We start from the raw sequence: 21437 nt of genomic DNA on the forward strand, positions 1-21437 counted from the left end.
AATTTACGCACAATGGACCTCTCTGTAAGGGCTGAATTGGCGAATGATTGCGAAGGCAGTGTTTGCGATTTGCAAAATTTGCGAATGAATACCGCCACTCCACTGCGAAAGAAGCGATGAAAAAAACCTTCATGGGCGTGCGCCTGCGCCGCCTGCGCGAAGAGCGTGGCATGACCCAGGTGGCGCTGGCGCGTGCGCTGGACCTGTCGGCCAGCTACTTGAACCAGCTGGAGCAGAACCAGCGCCCGCTCACCGTGCCCGTGCTGCTCAAGATCAACGCCGTGTTCGGCGTGGATGTGCAGCGGTTCTCCGACGACGACGAGGCGCGCCTCATCACCGGCCTGCGCGAGGTGCTGGCCGACCTGCCCGCAGGTGTGGGCGGGGAGGGCGCGGGCGATGCTGTGTCGCTCGCCGAAATCCGCGAGCTGGCCGCCGGCATGCCCGCCGTGGCGCGCACACTGCTCGCGCTGCACCAGCGGCACCGCCAGGCGCTCGAACGCCTGGCCGCCCTGGGCAACGACCGGGGCGGGGAGGGCGCCATGGCCCACCACCCACCCATGGCCTATGAAGAAGTGCGCGACTTCTTCTTTGCACGCCAGAACCACATTGCCGAGCTGGACGACGCGGCCGAGCAGTGCGCCGCCGACTGGGGCCTGCTGCCCGGTCGTGCGGACGAGGCGCTGGCCCAGCGCCTGCTGGCCGCCCATGGCGTGCGGGTGGTGGACGTGGCCGACCTGCCGGGGCAGGCGCAGCGCGTGTTCCAGGCCGACACCGGCGTGCTGCAACTGGCGGCGGGGCTGGAGCGGGGGCAGCGGGCGTTTCAGATGGCGACGCAGTTGGCGTTTCTGGAGCAGGGCGCCGAGCTGCAACGCCTGGCCGCTGGTGCTTGTTTGTCCAGCGACCAGGCCCGCGCGCTGGCGCGCATTGGCCTAGCCAACTACTTTGCGGGGGCGCTGGTGTTGCCCTACACCGCCTTTTTGCAGGCGGCCGAGGCCCACCACTACGACATTGACCGGCTGGGCCAGCAGTTTGGCGTGGGCTTCGAGACCGTGTGCCACCGCCTGTCCACCCTGCAGCGGCCCAGCGCGCGGGGGGTGCCGTTCTTCTTCATCCGCGTGGATCGGGCGGGCAACATCAGCAAGCGGCAGTCGGCCACCCACTTTCACTTCAGCAAGATTGGTGGTACCTGCCCACTGTGGAACGTGTACGAGGCCTTTGCCCAGCCAGGCCGCATCGTGCCGCAGGTGGCGCGCATGCCGGACGGGCGGGCTTACCTGTGGGTGGCGCGCACCGTGTCGCGCAGCGGGGGCGGTTGGGGTGTGCCGGGCAAGGAGTTCTCGGTGGCGCTGGGCTGCGACATCCGCCATGCGCCGCAATTGGTGTATTCCCGGGGGCTCCATCTCGCCAACCCCGAGGCCGCCGTGCCAATCGGCATGGGCTGCAAGGTGTGCGAGCGCGATGCCTGCCCGCAGCGCGCGTTTCCGCCCATCGGGCGCGCGCTGGACGTGAACGAGAACCGCAGCCGGTTTGCGCCTTACCCGGTGGCCACAGGGCCCGCCGTGACTGCCCGGTCATGAAAAACGCTCATCATTTCATAGCTTGCAAGGCATGACAGTGTTGCGGCAGCAGCACTTTTTTCTTGAAAAATGCGCCGTAACAAAATGTTGGTCCCGCTGGGCCGGGATTGCCGCTATCCTGCGCACTTTCCATTGGGCCGGGGCATGTACCGGCCAGGCATCTCAAAGGCACTTTTCTGAATCTCCTGGGTTCTTCCCCTTCGGTTGCATCGCCCGCACCAGGCCGCTATAGGCATTGGCTGTATGGCTTGGCCGTGGCCGTGTTGGGGTTGGGGCTGAGCCTCTGGCTGGGCAGGCACCAGGCGGATTCGATGGCACAAATCAACGATGCCCGCTTCACGCAGGAGACGCGGGCCTTCTCCGACGCACTGAGCCAGCGCATTGCGGGGCATACCGAGGTCGTCAATGGCCTGCGTGGCTTGTTCACCGCCAACCCGCACCTGTCGCGCCTGGACTTCGAGCGCGCTGCCAGCGAGATGGAGGTGGGCCAGCGCTACCCCGGGGTGCGCAACCTGTCGTTCACGCGCTGGGTGCCGGGGCCGGAACGCGAGGCCTACGAAGCCCGTGTGCGGGCGGACACCTCGCTCTCGCCTGATGGGTTCCCTGATTTCAAAATCCACCCGCCGGGCGAGCGCGCCGAATACTTTGTGGCCGAGTACCTGTGGCCGATGGTGGGCAACGAAGGGGTGCTGGGCCTGGACATCAGCGCCCAGCCCACCAATCTGGCGGCCATGCGCTACAGCCGCGACAGCGGGCAGACCGTGGTGTCGGCGCCGTTCGACCTGATCCAGGAAGAAAAGTACCGCCAGGGCATCGTGATCCGCGTGCCGGTGTTCGACCCCACGGCGGGCACAGCCGAGCAGCGTTTTGTGGGGGCCGTGGCCTCTACGCTGCGGGTGTACGACCTGGTGCAGGGCCTGGGCAGCCAGGGGTTCTTGAATGGCATTGCCGTGGCCATGACCGACCAGGGCCCGGTGCGCACGGGTTCGAACGAGACCACCGTGCGCCAGTTGCTGGAGCAGACCGCGCCCGGCCTGCTCGGCGCCCAGCCCCTGGTGCGCGATCTGGTGGTGCACGACCGGCGCTGGCAGCTCACGTTCTACCCCACACGCTCGTTCCTGGCGCCGCCCGAGGCGCGGCTGCCGCTGCTGGCGGGGCTGGCCGGGGTGCTGGTGTCGCTGCTGCTGGCGTCCACGGTGGGGCTGCTAGTGCGCCAGCGCACGCTGGCGCTGGTGCGCGCCCAGGTGTCCGATGCGGCGCGGCGCGAGAGCGAGGAGCGTTTTCGCGCGCTGTTCAACCAGGCCACCGTGGGCGTGGCCCAGGTGGACTCCGACACCGGGCAGTTCCTGCGCCTGAACCAGCGCTATGCCGACATCCTGGGCTACAGCGTGGACGAGATGGTGGGCAAGACCTTCCAGAGCCTCACGCACCCCGACGACCTGGCTGCCGACATGGCTCAGGTGCGGCGCCTCAAGAGTGGTGAGTTGCCCGAATACCGCCTGGAAAAACGCTACATCCACAAGGACGGGCATGTGGTCTGGGGCGACCTCACCGTGTCGTCCATGTGGATCACCGGCCACCACATCGCCGTGGTGCAGGACATCACCTCGCGCAAGCGCATGGAAGAAACCCTGCGCGCCAACGAACAGCGCCTGCGCAGCATCCTGGAGCGCCTGCCCATGGGCCTGTGTGTGGTGCAGGACGACGGCCTCATCAGCTTCCGCAACGAACGGTATGTGCAGATCTGCGGCTACACCCAGGAAGAAGTCCCCGACGTCAACACCTGGTGGCAGCGCGCCTACCCGGACGCTGCGGAGCGCGATGCCATCCGGCAAAAGCTGATCGATGCCCGAAACCAGGGCGTGATCCCCGCCGCCGAGTACACCATCCGCTGCGCCGACGGCAAGCTCAAGCCGGTGGAGATCTCCGGCATCTTTGTGGAGGGCGGGCGCCTGATCACCATGCAGGACCTGAGCCAGCACAAGGCCGCGGAGGAAGAGATCAACACCCTGGCGTACTACGACCCGCTCACCCGCCTGCCCAACCGGCGCCTGTTGATGGACCGCCTGCAGCAGGCGCTGGCCACAAGCGCACGCCATCACCGCAGCGGTGCGCTGCTGATGCTGGACCTGGACAACTTCAAGACCCTCAACGAAACCCGGGGCCATGACCGGGGCGATGCCTTGCTTTCGCAGGTGGCACACCGCCTGCGCGGCTGTGTGCACGAGGACGACACCGTGGCCCGCCAGGGCGGCGACGAGTTTGTGGTGGTGCTGGAAGACCTCGGGGGCAGCCCCGAAGAGGCCGCCGCGCGCGGCGAAGAAGTGGGCCAGCGCATCCTGTCCGTGCTGCGCGAGCCTTACCAGCTCGATGGCGACACGCACCACAGCTCGCTGAGCATGGGCGTGGCAGTGTTCAGCGGCATGCGCGAGACGGCGGACGAGCTGCTCAAGCGCGCGGACCTGGCGCTCTACCAGGCCAAGGACGCGGGCCGCGACACCTTGCGTTTCTACGACCCCAAGATGCAGGCCGCCGTGAGCGCGCGTGCCGCGCTGGAGCTGGACATGCGCACCGGCCTGGCCCAGGGGCAGTTCGAGCTGTACTACCAACCGCAGATCGACCACGGCCGCATCATTGGCGCCGAGGCCCTGCTGCGCTGGCGCCACCCGCGAGATGGGTTCGTGTCACCCGCCCATTTCATTCCGCTGGCCGAAGAAACCGGGCTCATCCTGCCGCTGGGCGAATGGGTGCTGAAAACGGCTTGCAAGCGCCTGGCGTCGTGGTCGCTGCAGCCCGCGCTGGCGCCCCTGAGCCTGGCCGTCAACGTGAGCCCGCGCCAGTTCCACCAGAGCGGTTTTGTGGCCCAGGTACTGGCCGCCCTGGCCGGCGCCGGGGTCGACGGCCGCCAGCTCAAGCTGGAGATGACCGAAGGCCTGCTGCTGGAGGATGTGGAAGACACCATCGACAAGATGGGCCAGCTCAAGGGCTACGGCGTGGGCTTTTCGCTGGACGACTTCGGCACCGGGTATTCGTCGCTGAGCTACCTCAAGCGCCTGCCGCTGGACCAGCTCAAGATCGACCAGAGCTTTGTGCGCGACGTGCTCACTGACCCCAACGACGCCGCCATTGCCCGCACCGTGGTGGCCCTTGGCACCAGCCTGGGCTTGCGCGTGATCGCTGAAGGCGTGGAAACCGAGGCGCAGCGCGAGTTTCTGGAGCGGCACCACTGTCACGCCTGGCAAGGCTACCTGCTAAGCCCCCCGCTGCCAGTGGCTGCGTTCGAGGAACTGGTCCGCCGCACCAATGCCCCCCTGGATGGGATGGCCTGATGGCACTGGGCTTGCCCCGAGTGCGCATGGAGGCGGTCGCTGCGGAGGTGCCAAAACACCGCCGGAGACCCTTTCCACCCGCAGGCTGGCAGCGCCACCTATGATGCCGGCGCTGCACTGCCGCCCCCACCATGTTTTTCAAGAAGTCTTCTCCGCTTGCGACCGCCGCCCTGGTTCCATCCACCCAGGGCTTTGACGCGCAGCACGAGCGATCGGTGATCGCAGAGATGCTTCTCAAGCGCTCGGCCAAGCTGATCCTGGGACGCAGCGAGCTGGAGATCATCCGTGGGGTCTGCCAGGCCATCGTCGATGTCACCAGCCACATCCGTCTGGCCTGGACCTGGTTTGGCCCGACCGACACGCAGACCATCCGCCCGCAGGTGTACGCAGGCCCGGCGGCCACCTATGCCGAGTCGTTGACCATCGAGCGCAACCTGCTCACCCGGATTGGCCCTGCCTTCACCACGCTGGAGGGCAAGTCCGCTGGCCCTTTCTCGGTGTCGCAGCTCTCCTTGTTTGGTCCCTGGCGCGAGGCGGCGCGCCACCACGGCATTCACCACGTGCTGGCCTTGCCCATTGCCTCCACCTTCAATGGCTACAGCGGCATCTTTGTACTTTATGCCGACCGTGATGGCTACTTTGACGAAGTCGGCGAGAGCCTGTTTGCGGGGCTGGCCGAGCTGTTTGGCTCGCTCATGACCGTGGCCGCCGAGCGCCAGGAGCTGCAGCGCGCCGCCTACCACGATGCGCTTACCGGGCTGCTCAACCGCCACGCGGTGGACCTGGTCGACCGGCGCGTGTACCGTGCCTCCCTCTTCGAGCCCGCTTCGTCCATCCTGCTCATGGACCTGGACCGTTTCAAGAGCATCAATGACCGCTTTGGCCACGACGCCGGCGACAAGGCCCTGCAGGCAGTGGCCCGGGTGCTGACCGTTGCCCTGCGGCGCGGCGACGAGATCATTCGCTGGGGCGGTGAGGAGTTTCTTGTCTGTCTGCCTCAGACTGCGCTGCCCGACGCGCTGAAGGTGGCCGAAAAACTGCGCCGCGCCGTGGAGGGCATCACCGAGCCCGAGCAGCTCACAGTGTCCATCGGCGCTTGCGAGATCCCTGCGCTGCAGCACCTGCCGCAGGCCGTGGCTCGCGCGGACGAGGCCCTTTTCAAGGCCAAGTCGGGTGGGCGTAACCAGGTGTGTGTGTTGCCCTGATAGCGGCGGTCTTTGAATATCAAAATTGATAGCAATAAACCCATATTGCAAAGGCGCACAAGGCCGATTTGTCTGAAATTCTGATAATGGCGTGCCTGCTGGCGACCTCAGCGGTGCTTGGCCCCCAGGGGCGGGTAGGCGGCGCGGTATCATTCTGGCCTTGCCTACACCCGGCCCTGCCGGTGTGTTTCATGCCGGGACTGCACACCGGCGCCCTGGTTGACCGCCGCGTCTCTTCTGCATTTATCCGCCATCTGATCCGTGCGTCTTACCTCCATAAAGCTTTCCGGTTTCAAGTCGTTCGCTGAACCCACCAACTTCATGCTGCCCGGCCAGTTGGTGGGCGTGGTGGGGCCGAATGGCTGCGGCAAGTCCAACATCATGGACGCGGTGCGCTGGGTGCTGGGCGAGAGCAAGGCCAGCGAGCTGCGCGGCGAGAGCATGCAGGACGTGATCTTCAGCGGCACCACCACGCGCAAGCAGGCCAGCCGCGCGAGTGTGGAGCTGGTGTTCGACAACTCCGACCACCGTGCGGGCGGCCAGTGGAGCCAGTACGGCGAAGTGGCCGTGCGCCGCGTGCTCACGCGCGACGGCACCAGCAGCTACTACCTCAACAACCAGCCCGTGCGCCGCCGCGACGTGCAGGACGTGTTCCTGGGCACGGGCCTGGGGCCCCGCGCCTACGCCATCATCGGCCAGGGCACCATCAGCCGCATCATCGAAAGCCGCCCCGAGGAGCTGCGCCTGTTCCTCGAAGAAGCCGCGGGTGTCTCCAAATACAAAGAGCGCCGCCGCGAGACCGAAAACCGCCTCTCGGACACGCGCGAGAACCTCACGCGCGTCGAAGATATCCTGCGCGAGCTGAACGCCAACCTCGAAAAACTCGAAAAACAGGCCGAAGTCGCCGCCAAATACAACGCGCTGAACTCCGATGCCACGCTCAAGCAGCACCAGCTGTGGTTCCTGAAGCGGGCCGACGCCGAGGCCGACCAGACCAAGGTGCGCCTCGATGGCCTGCAGGCCGTGAACGATCTGGAATCGCGCATGGCCGACCTGCGCGCGGTCGAGTCCGACCTCGAAACCATCCGCCAGGCCCACTATGCCGCCGGTGACCAGGTCAACCAGGCCCAGGGCAAGCTGTACGAAGCCACGGCCGAAGTCGGCAAGCTCGAAGCCGAGATCCGCTACGTGGTCGAGGGCCGCCAGCGCGTGGAGCAGCGCCTGGTGCAGCTGGCAGAGCAGATCGCCCAGTGGCAAGCCCGCAAGGAAGACGCCGACGTGGAGCTGGAAAACCTGGTCGGGGCCGGTGTGGACGCCGAAGAGCGCGCCGAACTGCTGGCCGCCCAGGTGGAAGAGCAGGCCATGCAGCTGCCCGACCTGGAAGACGCCCTGCGCCAGGCCCAAAGCCGCACGGCCGAACAGCGCAGCAGCGTGGTGCAGGTGCAGCAGCAGATTGGTGTGCTGGCCGCCGAGCAGCGCAGCTTTGACGAGCAAAGCCGTCAGCTCGATGCCCGCTTTGAGCGCCTGCGCACCGACCGCAATGCACTGGCCGCACCCGACGAAGCCCGCCTGACCAACCTGCGCGAGCAGCTCGATGAAGCGCAGGAAATCGCCGAAACCACCGAGGCCCGCCTGCACGAGCTGCAGGAGTCCGTACCTCAGCTCGACGACGACCGCCGCACCCGCCAGCAGGCCGTGAACAGCGAAAGCGCGCGCCAGGCCGAGCTGTCTGCCCGCATGGAGGCGCTCAAGGCGCTGCAGGAAAAGGTCAAGACCGACGGCAAGCTGCGCCCCTGGCTCGCCAAGCACGGCCTCGACAGCCTGCAAGGCCTGTGGAGCCGCATCCACATCGAACCAGGCTGGGAGAACGCACTTGAAGCCGCGCTGCGCGAGCGCCTGGGCGCACTCGAAGTCGGGCGCCTGGACATGGTGCGCGGCTTTCTGGGATCGGGCGGCACCGATGCGCCCCCCGCGCGCCTGGCCTTCTACAGCGCCCCGGCTGCAGGCCAAGCCGAAACCCCGTCCCAGCACCAGCGTCTGTCCGACCTGCTGCGCCTGAACGATGCCGGCCTGCGTGCCGTGCTCACCGACTGGCTGCGGGGCTGCACCACCGCCCCCACGCTCGATGAAGCCCTGGCCCGCCGCAGCCAGCTGCAGCCCGGTGAAGTGGTTTACGTGCCCACGGGCCATGCAGTCAGCGCCCACAGCGTGAGTTTTTATGCGCAGGACTCCGAGCAATCGGGCCTGCTGGCCCGCGCGCAGGAGATCGAGCACCTTGAAAAGGAGCTGCGCGCTCAGGCCCTGATTGCCGAAGAGTCGCGCACCGCACTGGTCCGCGCCGAGGCGGCTTATGCCGATGCCTCGCAGCGTCTGGTGTCCGCACGCCGCGAAGCCACCGAGGCCCAGAGCCGCGCGCACGAGCTGCAGGTCGAAACCCTGCGCCTTTCGCAGCTGGCCGAGCAGACCCGCGCGCGCAGCCAGCAAATCGACGGCGACCTGGCCGAGGTCGAGGCCCAGCTGGCCGACCTGCAGGAACGCCGCGTGGCCGCCGAGTCGCGCTTTGAAGAGCTGGACATGCAACTGGCCGACAGCCAGGAGCGCGAGGCGCAGCTGGGCGACAAGGTGATCGAGGCCGAGCGCAAGCTCACCGCCTGCCGCGAGCAGCAGCGCACGCTGGAGCGCCAGGCGCAAGAGGCCACGTTCTCGCAGCGCAGCCTGGAGGCGCGCCGTGCTGAATTGAACCGCTCCATCGAAACCGCCACGCAGCAGGCCAAGGCCCTGGCTGACGAGGAGCAGCGCGCCCGAGACGAACTCGCCCGCCTGTCCGACGCTGCGGCCCAGGGGGGGCTGCAGGCCGCCCTGGACGTGAAGATGGAGCGCGAAAAGGCCCTGGGTGCCCAGCGCAGCGAATACGACGACCTGACCACCAAGCTGCGCGCCAGCGACGAGCGCCGCATGCAGCTGGAGCGCGCCCTCGACCCGCTGCGCGCGCGCATCACCGAGTTCCAGCTCAAGGAACAGGCCGCACGCCTGGGCCTGGAGCAGTACACCACCTTGCTGCAGGACGCCCAGGCCGACCTGGACGCCGTTGCGCGCTCCATCGAGGAGGGCAATGTGCGTGTGGGCGGCCTGCAAAGCGAAATCGACCGCCTGCACCGCGAAATCGCCGCACTCGGTGCCGTCAACCTGGCTGCGCTGGATGAACTCAAGCTGGCCAGCGAGCGCAAGGTGTTCCTCGATGCGCAGACCGCCGACCTGACCGAGGCCATGAACACGCTGGAAGACGCGATCCGCAAGATCGACGGCGAAACGCGCCAGCTGCTCTCAGGCACCTTCGATACCGTGAACGCGCACTTTGGCCGCATGTTCCCCGAGCTGTTTGGTGGCGGCCAGGCCAAGCTCATCATCACCGGCGACGAAATCCTCGACTCCGGCGTGCAGGTGATGGCACAGCCGCCCGGCAAGAAGAACCAGACCATCCACCTGCTGTCGGGTGGCGAGAAGGCGCTCACCGCCATTGCGCTGGTGTTTGCCATCTTCCAGCTCAACCCCGCGCCGTTCTGCCTGCTGGACGAGGTGGACGCGCCGCTGGACGACGCCAACACCGAGCGTTATGCCAAGCTGGTGTCCAGCATGAGCAAGGGCACGCAGTTCCTGTTCATCAGCCACAACAAGATCGCGATGGAAATGGCCGAGCAACTGATCGGCGTGACCATGCAGGAGCAGGGCGTGTCGCGCATCGTGGCGGTGGACATGGAGTCCGCTTTGTCGATGGTGGATGTATGAGCTTGCCCCCTGAGCCGCTTCGCGCCTTCCCCCTCAAGGGGACGACGCCCTCGCTGCGGGGCGGCCCTCGCTTGGCGTCCCTCGCACGGGCCGCGCCAGTCCGATCCGTCATGGGCGTGGGCAATGCAACGGTTAGCCGAAAATTCTTTCTATGAGCACATTGCAACTGAGTCTGGCCATCATCGGTGGCCTGGTGCTGGCCCTGATCGTGGCCTACAACACCTGGACCTCGCGCCGCAACGCGCCCAAGCGCGCCCTGCCGCAGGACAGCGACCATGCGGCAGAACCTGCACTGCGCCAGGAGCCCGGCTTTGATGCATCCGCCGCAGTGCCCAGTGGCGAATTCCAGGGGCTGGACCGGGGACCCGACCCCTCCACCCACGCTGTGGACGCAGACGATGCGCTGCAACTGCCTGTGCCCCCTTTCTCGGCAGAGCGCCGCCCCGGGCTCGACCCGCTCATCGACGTGATCGCCTCGCTGCAGCCCGAGCATGTGGTGTCCGGCGACGCCGCCCTGGCCGCGCTGCCGCCCACCCGCCGCGCAGGCAGCAAGCCCTTTGCCATCGAGGGCCTGAACGAAGCCACCCAGCAGTGGGAAACCCCGGCCCCCGGCCAGCGCTATCAATCCTTCCAGGCGGGCGTGCAACTGGCCAACCGCATGGGTGCGCTCAACGAGATCGAATTCTCCGAATTCGTGGTCAAGGCCCAGGCCTTTGCCGATGCCATCAACGCCGCCCCCGACTTCCCCGACATGCTGCAGGAAGTGGCCCGTGCCCGCGAACTGGACCAGTTCGCCAGCGACCACGACGCCCAGCTCATGTTCATGCTGCGAGCCCGCCAGGCTGCGTGGAGCCCCGGTTATGTGCAGCAGAACGCCGCCCGCCTGGGTTTTGTGCCCGGCGCCATGCCTGGCCGTCTGGTGCTGCCCGCCAGCACCCAGGGCCTGCCGCCATTGCTCACGCTGGGCTACGACACCCAGGCCGCCTTGGCCGACGACCCGGACCAGTCCGCCATCCGCGACATCACACTGAGCTTGGATGTCGCCCAGGTCCACCGCACCGAGCAGCCCTTTGCCCGCCTGCGCGACGTGGCCGCCGCCCTGTGCCAGGCCATGGACGGCGTGCTCTGCGACCAGAACGGCACCCCGCTGCCCGCGATGGCCATGGACCCTATCGCTGCCGACCTGGAGCTGCTGTATGACCAGCTCGATGGGCGGGACCTGTCGGCGGGGTCGGTGCTGGCGCGGCGGCTGTTTAGTTGATCTCTGGTGCCTTGATGACCGAGATGCTGGACCTTTTTGGAAGCCCTGAGCCAGATGAGCGCGCGCTCAAAGTCGCTAAGCGGATTGGCGAACTACGGCGCCTTTTGCAAGAGTATTCAGTGCAGTACTACTTGTTCGATTCGCCGGCTGTTTCAGATGCTGAATATGACGCTTTGTTCAGAGAGCTCCAAAGTCTTGAGGCGGAGTTTCCTGAAGCGATTTCGCCGGATTCCCCCACTCAGCGCGTCAGCGGTCAGGTCTTAGATCAGCTACCTAAAGTTGTTCATTCGGTGCCAATGCTCAGTATCTATACCGAGACTGACACCGAGGCTAGCGGTGCGTACGCGTTTGATGCGCGCGTGCGGCGCGAGCTGGGCCTGACCGACGCCGACCCCGCCATCGAATACGTGGCTGAGCCCAAGTTCGACGGCCTGGCCATGAGCCTGCGCTATGAAAACGGCCGGCTGGTGCAGGCCGCCACACGCGGTGACGGTGAGGTGGGCGAGGAGGTGACGCACAACATCCGCACCATCCGGCAGATCCCGCTCACGTTGCCCGAGGGTGTGCCCGCGCTGCTCGAAGTGCGTGGCGAGGTCTACATGCGCCGTGCCGACTTCGACGCGCTGAACGAACGCCAGCGGGAGCAGGGCGGCAAGACCTTTGTGAACCCGCGCAATGCGGCTGCAGGGGCCGTGCGCCAGCTCGACTCCAACATCACGGCCCAGCGGCCCCTGAGCTTTTTTGCCTACGGCCTGGGCGCGATCACGCCGCCTGCCGAAGGCGGGCCGGTGTTCCGCACGCACTACGAGATGCTGCAGACGCTGAAATCCTGGGGTTTTCCGGTCGCAGCGCAGGTACAGATTGCGGTAGGTGCGACTGAATTGGTAGCGTTTCACCAGCAGGTTGGTGCCAGCCGCGATGCGCTGCCGTACGACATTGACGGGGTGGTCTACAAGGTCAATTCGTTGCAACTGCAGCGCGACCTGGGCTTCAAGACCCGCGAACCGCGCTGGGCCGTGGCGCACAAGTACCCGGCGCAGGAGATGGCCACCAGGATCGAAGGCATCGATGTGCAGGTGGGCCGCACCGGCAAGATCACGCCGGTCGCACGCTTGGCACCGGTGTTTGTGGGTGGGGTCACCGTCACCAACGCCACGCTGCACAACTTGTTTGAGATCCGCAAGAAGGGCGTGCGTGCGGGCGACACCGTCATCGTGCGCCGTGCGGGCGATGTGATCCCCGAGGTGGTGGGTGTGATGCCGGGCAAGCGCACGGGCTACGTGCCCAACTTTCGTATGCCCGCAGCCTGCCCCGTGTGTGGCAGTGCCGTGGTGCGCGAAAAAGGCGAGGCCAACCACCGCTGCACCGGCGGCCTGTTCTGCGCCGCACAGCGCAAGGAAGCCATCCTGCACTTTGCCGCGCGGCGCGCCATGGACATCGAGGGCCTGGGCGACAAGCTGGTGGACCAGCTGGTGGACGCCAACGTGATCCGCACGCTGCCGGATTTGTACCGGCTGGGCCTCACATCGCTCATCGCGCTGGAGCGCATGGCCGACAAATCGGCCCAGAACGTGCTGGCCGCGCTCGAAAAATCCAAGCAGACCACCTTGCCGCGTTTCTTGTTCGGCCTGGGGTTGCGCCACGTGGGCGAGGCCACGGCCAAGGACCTGGTGCGGCACTTTGGCACGCTGGACGCGATCATGGACGCCAGCGTGGAGCAGTTGCTGGAGGTGAACGATGTGGGCCCCGTGGTGGCGCAGAGCCTGCACACCTTCTTCCAGCAGCCGCATAACCGCGAGGTGGTCGAACAACTGCGCGCCTGCGGCGTGACCTGGCCCGAAGGCCCGGTGGCCGAGCGCGCCCCGCAGATCCTGGCGGGCAAGACGGTGGTGCTGACCGGCACGCTGCCCACATTGAGCCGCGACGCGGCCAAGGACATGCTCGAAGCCGCGGGTGCCAAGGTGGCTGGTTCGGTCAGCAAGAAGACCAGCTATGTGGTGGCAGGCGCCGAGGCGGGCAGCAAGCTGGCCAAGGCCGAAGAGCTGGGCGTGCCGGTGCTGGATGAAGCAGGCATGCTGGCCCTGCTGTCGGGCACGGGCGCCTGACGCCCCCTGTTTTGCACTTTTTTTGCGCTCCTTTTTCTCTGGGTTTTTGATGCGCACCTTGTTGCTTTCTCTCCAGGCCCGCGCTGCGGCCCTGCTCCGCTGGCTGTCCGGCCTGTTCGCCTGGATGCCCCGGCCACTGCGCCGCGCGCTGCTGTGGGGCACCCTGGCGGTGCCTGCCGTGTTGCTGGCCTACACGCTGGTGCTGATCCCGTTCACGCCTTCCATCAGCGATATCCGCAAGGCCAAGAGCGAGCTGCCTGCGCAGCTCATGTCGGTGGATGGCAAGCTGCTGGCCGAGTACCGCTGGGCCAACCGCGAATGGGTGGAGCTGAACGAAATCTCGCCCAATGTGGTGAATGCGCTCATCGCCACCGAAGACCACCGTTTTTACGACCACTTCGGGCTGGACTGGAAGCGCACGGCATCGTCGGTGGTGCACACGCTGCGGGGTGATCCGCAGGGCGGCTCCACCATCACGCAACAGCTGGCGCGCAACCTGTTTCCGGACGAGATCGGCCGCTCGCGCGTATTCCCGCAGGCGCTCACGCGCAAGCTCAAGGAGGCGATCACCGCCCTCAAGATCGAGGCCTCATACACCAAGGACGAGATCCTGGAGACCTACCTCAACACCGTGCCGTTTCTGTACAACGCCTACGGCATCGAGATGGCCGCGCGCACGTATTTCGACAAGTCGGCCGACAAGCTCAACGTGCTGGAAAGCGCCACGCTGATCGGCATGCTCAAGGGCACGGCCTACTACAACCCCGTGCTCAACCCCGAGCGTGCGCAGGCGCGGCGCAACACGGTGCTGTCGCAGATGGTCAAGCGCGGCAAGCTCGAAGCAAAACAGCTGGAAGCGCTGCAAAAGCGTCCGCTGCGCGTCAACTTCGAACGCCAGACCGAGGTGATGGGCCCCGCACCGCACTTTGCGATGCAGCTGCGCAAGCAGCTCATCGAGTGGGCCGACAGCCATGGCTACAACCTGTATGCCGATGGCCTGGTAATCCGCACCACCATCGACTCGCGCCTGCAGTCCATCGCCAACCAGGCCGTGGCGCGGCAGGGCCGCCAGCTGCAGGGGGTGGCGGACACCGCCTGGTCGCAGCGCAATGGTTGGGGCCCGAACAACGAGCTGGTGCAGACGCTGGTGCGTGAAAGCGCTGAATACCGCGTGGCCGTGGACAAGGGCGAGGCCCCCGAGGATGCGCTCAAGGCGCTGCTGGAGGACACCAGCTTTCTGCAGAAGCTGCGGGCAGAAAAGACGCGGGTGCAGGCCGGGTTTCTGGCGCAGGACCCGGTCACCGGCCATGTGCTGGCCTGGGTAGGCAGCCGCGACTTTGCGCAAGACCCGTTCGACCATGTGCAGGCCGCGCGGCGCCAGCCGGGTTCCACCTTCAAACCCTTTGTGTATGGCGCAGCCTTTGCGCAGGGCGCGTCACCCGAAGACACGCTCATGGATTCGGCCGTGGAAATCCCCCTGGGCGGCGGCCGCGTGTGGCGCCCCACCGATGGCGGCCCGCCCAGCGACGAACCCATGACGCTGGCCGACGGCCTGGCGCGGTCCAAGAACACCATCACCGCCCAGGTCATGCACCAGGTGGGCCCGGCGCGTGTGGCCGAAGTGGCGCGGGCCCTGGGCGTGCGCCAGTCCAAGCTTGAAGAGGTGCCCTCGCTTGCGCTGGGCACGAGCCCGGTCACGCTCAAGGAAATGGTGTCGGCCTACAGCTCCATCGCCAATCTGGGGCGCTATGTGGAGCCGGTGCTCATCACCCGCATCGAAGACCGCCATGGCAAGGTGCTGGAGACCTTTGCCCCGCCTGCCTCTGAGGCGGTGTTCGACGCCCGCGCCGCGCAGATCCTGCGCAACACCATGCGTGGCGCCATCGACTACGGCACGGCCACCGCCATCCGCAGCCGCTACGGCATCCAGGCCGACGTGGCGGGCAAGACGGGCACCACCCAGGACAACACCGACGGCTGGTTCATCCTGATGAATCCGCGTGTGGTGGTGGGTGCCTGGGCGGGCTTCAATGACGGCCGCATCACCCTGCGCAGCGACCATTGGGGCCAGGGCGCCCGCAGTGCGCTGCCCATGGTGGGCGAGTTCATGCAGCAGGCCATCCGCAGCAAGGTGATCGATGGCAACGACCGGTTTGTGGACGAGTTCGATACCCGCCCGGTGCCCGCGCCCGACAGCTCGCTGGACACCATGCGCGACTGGATCCGGGGGCTGTTCCGCAGCGACCCGCAGCAGCCCTCCCTGCCCGGCGGCAGGCCCCCACAGGGCGCACCGGGCATCCCCAGCCCGTCGGCGCCGGTCCCGGTGCCTGCCGAGGAGCGGGTGGGCGGTTGAAGAGCCGGTATGGCGCCGCATGACGGTGGCGGACGCAGAACGCTGCAACCCGCTGGCGGCGCGCCTGTTTACTCGATATCGATCATGTGCAGGCCAAAGGCTCCGGCCTTTCGGTCTGCAAAGTAGGCCACCAGCGTTTCCTTCACGGTGCGGAAGGCCAGTTCGTCCCAGGGCACCTCGTCTTCGGTGAACAGCCGTGCCTCGATGGTTTCGTAGCCCGGGTTGAACTGGTCGCTGAGCAGCGTGGCCCGGTAGAACAGATGCACCTGGCCCACGCGGGGGACGTTGAGCAGGCTGAACAGGGGGCCAATCTCGATCTGCGCACCCGCTTCTTCATCCGTCTCGCGCGCTGCGCCCTGGGCCGTGGTTTCGTCCAGCTCCATGAAGCCTGCGGGCAGCGTCCACTTGCCCCAGCGCGGCTCGATGTTGCGCTTGCACAGCAGGATGCGGCCATCTGGCAGTGCGGGCACGGTGCCCACCACGTTCAGCGGGTTTTCGTAGTGCACCGTGTTGCAGGCGGGGCACACCGCACGCTGCTTGGTGTCGCCGTCGTCCGGCAGCCGATAGACCACGGAGGTGCCGCAGGCGCGGCAGTGTTTGATGGGGCTGCGGAAAGTCATGCGGGAATTTTGATCTAAAAATGGCCTCTGCGCTCGTCAGGTAAGCGCTGATAGCTATCAAAAAATGAGTGTTTGGAGCCTGGATACGATCCTGTCGGGATCGCAGGCAGGCTCCAGGCGGGCCTACACCACGCTCAGGCGCAGCGTGCCCAGGCCTTCCACGCCGCCTTCCAGCACATCGCCGCGCACCACGGCGCCCACGCCTTCGGGGGTGCCCGTGTAGATCAGGTCGCCAGGCTGCAGCTCCCACGCGGCCGACAGGTGCTCGATGGTTTCTGCAATGTTCCAGATGAGCTGGGTCACGGTGCTGCGCTGCCGGTCGGCACCGTTCACCTGCAGCCAGATGGCGGCGTTGGCCACGTCACCCGCCTGCTCGGCCGGGGTGATGGGGCCAATCGGCGCGCTGGCGTCAAACCCTTTGCCAATGCACCAGGGGCGGCCCTGTTTCTTCATGTCGTTCTGCAGGTCGCGGCGCGTCATGTCCAGGCCCACGGCGTAGCCGTAGATGTGGCTGAAGGCGTCGGCGGCTTTGATGTTCTTGCCGCCCTTGCCAATGGCGACCACCAGCTCGATCTCATGGTGCAGGTTGACGGTCAGGCTGGGGTAGGGCAGCTGGCCGGTGTCACCTGCGTTGACCACCACGATGGCGTCGGCGGGCTTCATGAAGAAGAAGGGCGGCTCGCGCCCGGTGAAGCCCATTTCCTTGGCGTGTTCTTCGTAGTTGCGGCCCACGCAGTAGATGCGGTGCACGGGGAAGTGGTCGGCGCTGCCCACCACTGGCACGCTGGGCACGGGTGCGGGAGAAAACACATAGCTCATGTCGGTCGGTCTTTCAGGTTTTCTGTCTATCTGGGAGTGGGTTGCGGCCCTGGGTGGTGCGGAACCCGCGAGGGTGAAATCGGGCGGGGCTAAGCCCCGTGGCAGTGTGCCATGGCTCTGGGCCGCTTGCTGTGGGGCGCTACACTCGCGCCCATGGCAAAGAGCTTCGATTTCCACAACACGCCGGGCCACCTGGTGCGCCGCGCCCACCAGCGGACCGTGGCGCTTTTCATGGAAGAAACCGCCGGGTTCGACGTGACACCGGTGCAGTTCGCCATCCTGCACGAGCTGCTGGCCCAGCCGGGCGAAGACCAGGTCACGCTGGCGGCGCGTGTTGCATTTGATGCGGCGACTTCGGGATCCGTGATCGGGCGGCTGGAAAAGCGCGGCTGGATCCGCCGCGAGCCTGACACCCGCGACCGCCGCCGCAAGCTCCTGTGGATCACGCCCGAAGGCGAAGTGGCCGCGCTGCAGATGCGCGATGCCGCCCAGCGCGTGCAGGAGCGGCTGATGGCCCCGCTCAATGCGCAGGAGCGGGTGGATCTGATGTCCATCCTGTCCAAGGTCGTCTACAACCACCAGGATCCGGCGGGTACCTCGGGCGCCTGACCTGCGCAGTCGGCAGCCGGGGCGCTGCCGCACCATAGTCTTCCGTCCAACCACCGGTTCATCGATTCATCGACGGGTCTCCCATGCAGCTCTACAACTATTTCCGCTCCTCCGCCTCGTTCCGTGTGCGCATCGCGCTGCAGATCAAGGGCCTGTCCTATGACTACCTGCCCGTGCACCTCGTCAAGGGTGAACACAAGGCCCCTGAATACGCCAGCCGCATCGGTGATGCGTTGGTGCCCACGCTGGTCACAGATGGAGGTACGGCGCTCACGCAGTCGATGGCCATCATCGAATACCTGGACGAAACCTACCCTACGCCTGCCTTGCTGCCCGCCACACCACTGGCCCGTGCCCGGGTGCGCGCCCTGGCGCAAATGGTGGCGTGCGAGATCCATCCGCTGAACAACCTGCGCGTGCTCAAGCACCTGACGCGTGAACTGAAGGTGGACGAGGACGCCAAGAATGCCTGGTACCGCCACTGGGTGCGCAGCGGCCTCGAAGCCTTTGAGCGACAGCTTGCGCTGCTGGCACAGGAGCGCGCCGCCCAGGGGCTGGCGCCGTCGGTGCTGTGCTGGGGCGACACGCCCACCTTGGCCGATTGCTGCCTGGTGCCGCAGATCTTCAACGGCCAGCGCTTCAATGTGAACCTGGACGGTTTGCCGCTCACCATGGGCGCGTTTGAGGCCTGCATGACACTGCCCGCGTTCCAGCTGGCGCAGCCTTCGGCCTGCCCTGACTTCGAAGCCTGATGCATTCCCCCCATGCGTCGGGTGGTGTGAGCGCCGATTGGCTGGTGCCCGACTGGCCCGCGCCGCCGGGCGTCCAGGCGCTGTGCACAACGCGCGCCGGTGGCGCCAGCCAGCCCCCGTATGACAGCCTGAACCTGGGCACCCATGTGGGCGACGACCTCGCCGCCGTGGGGGCCAACCGGCAGGCCCTGCAGGCGGTCTTGCAGGCCCGCACCCCCTTGGCGCGGCCCGTGTTTTTGAACCAGGTGCACGGCCAGGGCGTGGTGCAGCTGGATGCGCACACCCCCGATGGCACCGAGGCCGACGCCTGCGTGGCCACCGCCCCAGGCGCCGTCTGCACCATCATGGTGGCCGACTGCCTGCCTGTGTTGTTGGCCCACCGCAGCGGCCAGGCGGTGGCCGCTGCCCACGCAGGCTGGCGTGGGCTGGCGGGTGAGGGCGGGCACGGCGTGCTGGAGTCTACATTTGCACATTTTTGTGCCCTTGCGCGCGCCCCTATTGCCTCGTTTGCTATTAAAAATGGAGCAAAAGACGTGGAAAACAGGGCGGCTGCGGACACACTGGCCTGGCTGGGCCCCTGCATCGGCCCCCAGGCGTTTGAAGTGGGATCCGAGGTGCGCGCGGCGTTCTGTGACACCGACGCCGCCGCGCAGGCTTTTTTTGTGCCCCGCGAAGACGCCCCGGGCAAATACCAGTGCGACCTGGCAGGCCTGGCCCGCAGGCGGCTGCGGGCCCTGGGGATCACCCAGATCTACGGCAACAACAGCACGGTCCCGTGGTGCACCGTAACCAACGCCTCACGGTTCTTTTCGCACCGCCGCGACGCTGCCGTGCTCGGCGCTAGCGGCCGGTTTGCTGCCTGCATCTGGCGTGGCTGATTCGGCCGCCGTGGCGGTTGTGGCGCCTGCGTTCGCCGCTGCTTGCTCTGCATCGTAGGCAGCTTGCTCGGCGGCTTCGCGCGCCTTGATGGAGCGCTTGCGCGACGGCGTACCCAGGATGTAGACCAGGATGCCCATGGGCAGCACGCCATACAGCACAAAGGTGATCACGGCGCCGAGCAGCGTGCCCGTGGAGCTGGTGGCTTCGGCCACGGCCATCATGAGGGTGACGTAGGTCCAGGCGATGACGATGAGGTACATTGAATTGTGTTCACTGCAAGTGCCGGATCCGTTGCCATGCGCCCATGGGTCGGCAACAATGAACCCGAGGGGGAGATCGATGCGGTCTCCTGCCGCCGCGAGCGATCAACCATTGAGGAAAGAGCATGAATTCTGAATCACCCTGGGCTGAGAGCGCCCAGCAGTTCCAACAGATTTTCGGGCAAAGCTGGTCGCAGGCGCTGCAATCGTTTCAGAAGATGGATCTGGGCGCGCAAATGCCCACGGCTCCGGCGCTGCAGCTTTCGCAGCCCAAACTGCAGGCACTGCAGCAGCAATACCTCAAGGAAGCCCAGGAGTTGTGGGCCCAGGGCCTGCAGGGCGCACCCGAGGTCAAGGACAAGCGCTTTGTCGGCGAAGGCTGGGCCAGCAACCCGGTGGCCGCATTTTCGGCAGCGGCCTACTTGCTGAATGCACGTACGCTGATGGGCCTGGCCGAGGCGGTGGAGGCCGATGAAAAAACCAAGGCCCGTATCCGTTTCGGCGTGGAGCAGTGGATGGCCGCCATGGCGCCGAGCAACTTCCTGGCCTTCAACGCCGAAGCGCAGAAGAAAGCCATCGAGACCAAGGGCGAGAGCATTGCCAAAGGCATGCAGAACCTGCTGCACGACATCACGCAGGGCCATGTGTCGATGACCGACGAAAGCCTGTTCGAGGTGGGCCGCAATGTGGCCACCACGGAGGGCGCGGTGGTGTACGAGAACGAGCTGTTCCAGCTGCTCGAGTACAAGCCCCTCACAGCCAAAGTGTACGAGCGGCCCTTCCTGCTGGTACCGCCTTGCATCAACAAGTTCTACATCCTCGACCTGCAGCCCGAGAACTCGCTGATCCGCTATGCCGTCGAACAAGGCCACCGCACGTTTGTCGTGAGCTGGCGCAACCCCGATGACAGTCTGGCCCACAAGACCTGGGATGACTACGTGGAAGATGGCGCCATGGCCGCCATCGATGTGGTGCAGAACATCACGGGGGCGGAGCAGATCAATGCCCTGGGTTTCTGCGTGGGCGGGACCATCCTCAGCAACGCGCTGGCCGTGCTGGCGGCGCGCGGCGACGAGCCCGTGGCCAGTGCCACCTTTCTCACCACGCTGATCGACTTCAGTGACACCGGCATCCTCGATGTGTTCATCGACGAGGCCTTCGTCAAGTTCCGGGAGATGCAGATGGGCAATGGCGGGCTGATGAAGGGGCAGGACCTGGCCTCGACCTTCAGCTTTCTGCGCCCCAACGACCTGGTGTGGAACTACGTGGTGGGCAACTACCTCAAGGGCGAAACGCCGCCGCCGTTTGACCTGCTGTACTGGAACAGCGACAGCACCAACCTGCCGGGGCCGTTCTATGCCTGGTACCTGCGCAACTTCTATCTCGAAAACAACCTCATCAAACCGGGCAAGCTGACCGTGTGCGGCGAGAAGCTGGACCTCAACGGGCTGGCGCTGCCTGTCTACATCTATGGCTCGCGCGAAGACCATATCGTGCCCGCCACGGCAGCCTACGCATCCACCCAGGTGCTGCCGGGCAAGAAGCGGTTTGTGATGGGTGCCTCGGGCCACATCGCGGGCGTGATCAACCCACCCGCCAAGGGCAAGCGCAGTCACTGGATACGTGCTGATGGCAAGTTCCCCGCCACCCTCGACCAGTGGCTGGATGGTGCCACCGAACACCCCGGCAGCTGGTGGACCGACTGGTCGGGCTGGCTCAAGGGCCATGCGGGCAAGCAGGTTGCTGCGCCCAAAGGCTATGGCAAGGGCACCAAGTTCAAGGCCATCGAGCCCGCGCCGGGCAGCTACGTTAAGCAGAAATCCTGATACGCAAAAGTCCTGACCCGCCCCGACTTTCTGCACCGCGAAAATGACCCAGCAAC

At 66.2% G+C, this 21437-nt stretch carries 14 protein-coding genes; 11 read left to right on the forward strand and 3 right to left on the reverse strand.

Translation table 11 applies throughout. The features are described 5' to 3' along the window. Nucleotides 1–116: 116 nt before the first annotated feature. The 7 genes from AvAM_RS01410 (at nucleotide 117) to AvAM_RS01440 (ending at nucleotide 15616) form a co-directional block, all read left to right on the forward strand. Nucleotides 117–1577, forward strand: a complete 1461-nt coding sequence (locus AvAM_RS01410) for a short-chain fatty acyl-CoA regulator family protein (RefSeq protein ID WP_137745389.1) — start codon at nucleotides 117–119, stop codon at nucleotides 1575–1577. 311 nt (nucleotides 1578–1888) lie between these two features. After that, entirely contained in the window at nucleotides 1889–4906 is a 3018-nt protein-coding gene (locus AvAM_RS01415; RefSeq protein WP_249367864.1) for an EAL domain-containing protein, read from the forward strand. Between the two features lie 131 nt (nucleotides 4907–5037). Further along, a complete protein-coding gene (locus AvAM_RS01420) occupies nucleotides 5038–6111 on the forward strand; it encodes a sensor domain-containing diguanylate cyclase (protein ID WP_137745390.1) in 1074 nt (357 codons plus the stop codon). A 261-nt stretch (nucleotides 6112–6372) separates the two neighbouring features. Beyond that, the gene (gene smc, locus AvAM_RS01425) at nucleotides 6373–9897 is read left to right on the forward strand and encodes a chromosome segregation protein SMC (protein ID WP_137745391.1); all 3525 of its coding nucleotides are present in this window, start codon (nucleotides 6373–6375) and stop codon (nucleotides 9895–9897) included. A 151-nt stretch (nucleotides 9898–10048) separates the two neighbouring features. Further along, complete coding sequence (locus AvAM_RS01430) at nucleotides 10049–11158, forward strand: cell division protein FtsZ (RefSeq protein ID WP_137745392.1); 1110 nt, start codon at nucleotides 10049–10051, stop codon at nucleotides 11156–11158. 14 nt (nucleotides 11159–11172) lie between these two features. Continuing rightward, entirely contained in the window at nucleotides 11173–13263 is a 2091-nt protein-coding gene (ligA, locus tag AvAM_RS01435) for an NAD-dependent DNA ligase LigA (RefSeq protein ID WP_137745393.1), read from the forward strand. A 49-nt stretch (nucleotides 13264–13312) separates the two neighbouring features. Then, on the forward strand, nucleotides 13313–15616 hold the full coding sequence (locus tag AvAM_RS01440) for a penicillin-binding protein 1A (RefSeq protein ID WP_137745394.1): 2304 nt from the start codon (nucleotides 13313–13315) through the stop codon (nucleotides 15614–15616). 68 nt (nucleotides 15617–15684) lie between these two features. On the opposite strand, the gene AvAM_RS01445 is transcribed toward AvAM_RS01440, so the two are convergent. After that, the gene (locus tag AvAM_RS01445; protein WP_137745395.1) at nucleotides 15685–16236 is read right to left on the reverse strand and encodes an NUDIX hydrolase; all 552 of its coding nucleotides are present in this window, start codon (nucleotides 16234–16236) and stop codon (nucleotides 15685–15687) included. A 123-nt stretch (nucleotides 16237–16359) separates the two neighbouring features. Further along, the gene (locus AvAM_RS01450; protein WP_137745396.1) at nucleotides 16360–17055 is read right to left on the reverse strand and encodes a fumarylacetoacetate hydrolase family protein; all 696 of its coding nucleotides are present in this window, start codon (nucleotides 17053–17055) and stop codon (nucleotides 16360–16362) included. Between the two features lie 153 nt (nucleotides 17056–17208). On the opposite strand from AvAM_RS01450, the gene AvAM_RS01455 reads away from it, so the two are divergent. From AvAM_RS01455 to AvAM_RS01465, 3 genes are all read left to right on the forward strand, one after another. Continuing rightward, the gene (locus tag AvAM_RS01455; RefSeq protein ID WP_063460880.1) at nucleotides 17209–17664 is read left to right on the forward strand and encodes a MarR family winged helix-turn-helix transcriptional regulator; all 456 of its coding nucleotides are present in this window, start codon (nucleotides 17209–17211) and stop codon (nucleotides 17662–17664) included. 83 nt (nucleotides 17665–17747) lie between these two features. Next, entirely contained in the window at nucleotides 17748–18416 is a 669-nt protein-coding gene (maiA, locus tag AvAM_RS01460) for a maleylacetoacetate isomerase (RefSeq protein ID WP_137745397.1), read from the forward strand. Further along, on the forward strand, nucleotides 18416–19294 hold the full coding sequence (locus tag AvAM_RS01465; protein ID WP_137745398.1) for a polyphenol oxidase family protein: 879 nt from the start codon (nucleotides 18416–18418) through the stop codon (nucleotides 19292–19294). The genes maiA and AvAM_RS01465 overlap by 1 nt, the downstream gene beginning before the upstream one ends. Here the strand turns inward: AvAM_RS01465 and AvAM_RS01470 are convergent. After that, the gene (locus AvAM_RS01470) at nucleotides 19214–19555 is read right to left on the reverse strand and encodes a hypothetical protein (RefSeq protein ID WP_137745399.1); all 342 of its coding nucleotides are present in this window, start codon (nucleotides 19553–19555) and stop codon (nucleotides 19214–19216) included. The two genes, AvAM_RS01465 and AvAM_RS01470, sit on opposite strands and share 81 nt — an antisense overlap. Nucleotides 19556–19680: 125 nt before the next feature. Here AvAM_RS01470 and AvAM_RS01475 point away from each other — a divergent pair, with 125 nt between their 5' ends. Next, nucleotides 19681–21381, forward strand: a complete 1701-nt coding sequence (locus AvAM_RS01475; protein WP_137745400.1) for an alpha/beta hydrolase — start codon at nucleotides 19681–19683, stop codon at nucleotides 21379–21381. The last annotated feature ends 56 nt before the right edge of the window (nucleotides 21382–21437 follow it).

Source organism: Acidovorax sp. NB1, from assembly GCF_005405905.1.
Taxonomy (GTDB): domain Bacteria; phylum Pseudomonadota; class Gammaproteobacteria; order Burkholderiales; family Burkholderiaceae_C; genus Acidovorax.

What these genes read in the sequence shown, in the direction of transcription:
- AvAM_RS01415 (WP_249367864.1), top strand. Translation starts at nt 1,889, where the DNA reads ATGGCACAAATCAACGATGCCCGCTTCACGCAGGAGACGCGGGCCTTC.
- ligA (WP_137745393.1), top strand. Translation starts at nt 11,173, where the DNA reads ATGACCGAGATGCTGGACCTTTTTGGAAGCCCTGAGCCAGATGAGCGC.
- AvAM_RS01450 (WP_137745396.1), bottom strand. Translation starts at nt 17,055, where the DNA reads ATGAGCTATGTGTTTTCTCCCGCACCCGTGCCCAGCGTGCCAGTGGTG.
- AvAM_RS01440 (WP_137745394.1), top strand. Translation starts at nt 13,313, where the DNA reads ATGCGCACCTTGTTGCTTTCTCTCCAGGCCCGCGCTGCGGCCCTGCTC.
- AvAM_RS01410 (WP_137745389.1), top strand. Translation starts at nt 117, where the DNA reads ATGAAAAAAACCTTCATGGGCGTGCGCCTGCGCCGCCTGCGCGAAGAG.
- maiA (WP_137745397.1), top strand. Translation starts at nt 17,748, where the DNA reads ATGCAGCTCTACAACTATTTCCGCTCCTCCGCCTCGTTCCGTGTGCGC.
- AvAM_RS01430 (WP_137745392.1), top strand. Translation starts at nt 10,049, where the DNA reads ATGAGCACATTGCAACTGAGTCTGGCCATCATCGGTGGCCTGGTGCTG.
- AvAM_RS01465 (WP_137745398.1), top strand. Translation starts at nt 18,416, where the DNA reads ATGCATTCCCCCCATGCGTCGGGTGGTGTGAGCGCCGATTGGCTGGTG.
- AvAM_RS01455 (WP_063460880.1), top strand. Translation starts at nt 17,209, where the DNA reads ATGGCAAAGAGCTTCGATTTCCACAACACGCCGGGCCACCTGGTGCGC.
- AvAM_RS01470 (WP_137745399.1), bottom strand. Translation starts at nt 19,555, where the DNA reads ATGTACCTCATCGTCATCGCCTGGACCTACGTCACCCTCATGATGGCC.
- AvAM_RS01475 (WP_137745400.1), top strand. Translation starts at nt 19,681, where the DNA reads ATGAATTCTGAATCACCCTGGGCTGAGAGCGCCCAGCAGTTCCAACAG.
- AvAM_RS01445 (WP_137745395.1), bottom strand. Translation starts at nt 16,236, where the DNA reads ATGACTTTCCGCAGCCCCATCAAACACTGCCGCGCCTGCGGCACCTCC.
- AvAM_RS01420 (WP_137745390.1), top strand. Translation starts at nt 5,038, where the DNA reads ATGTTTTTCAAGAAGTCTTCTCCGCTTGCGACCGCCGCCCTGGTTCCA.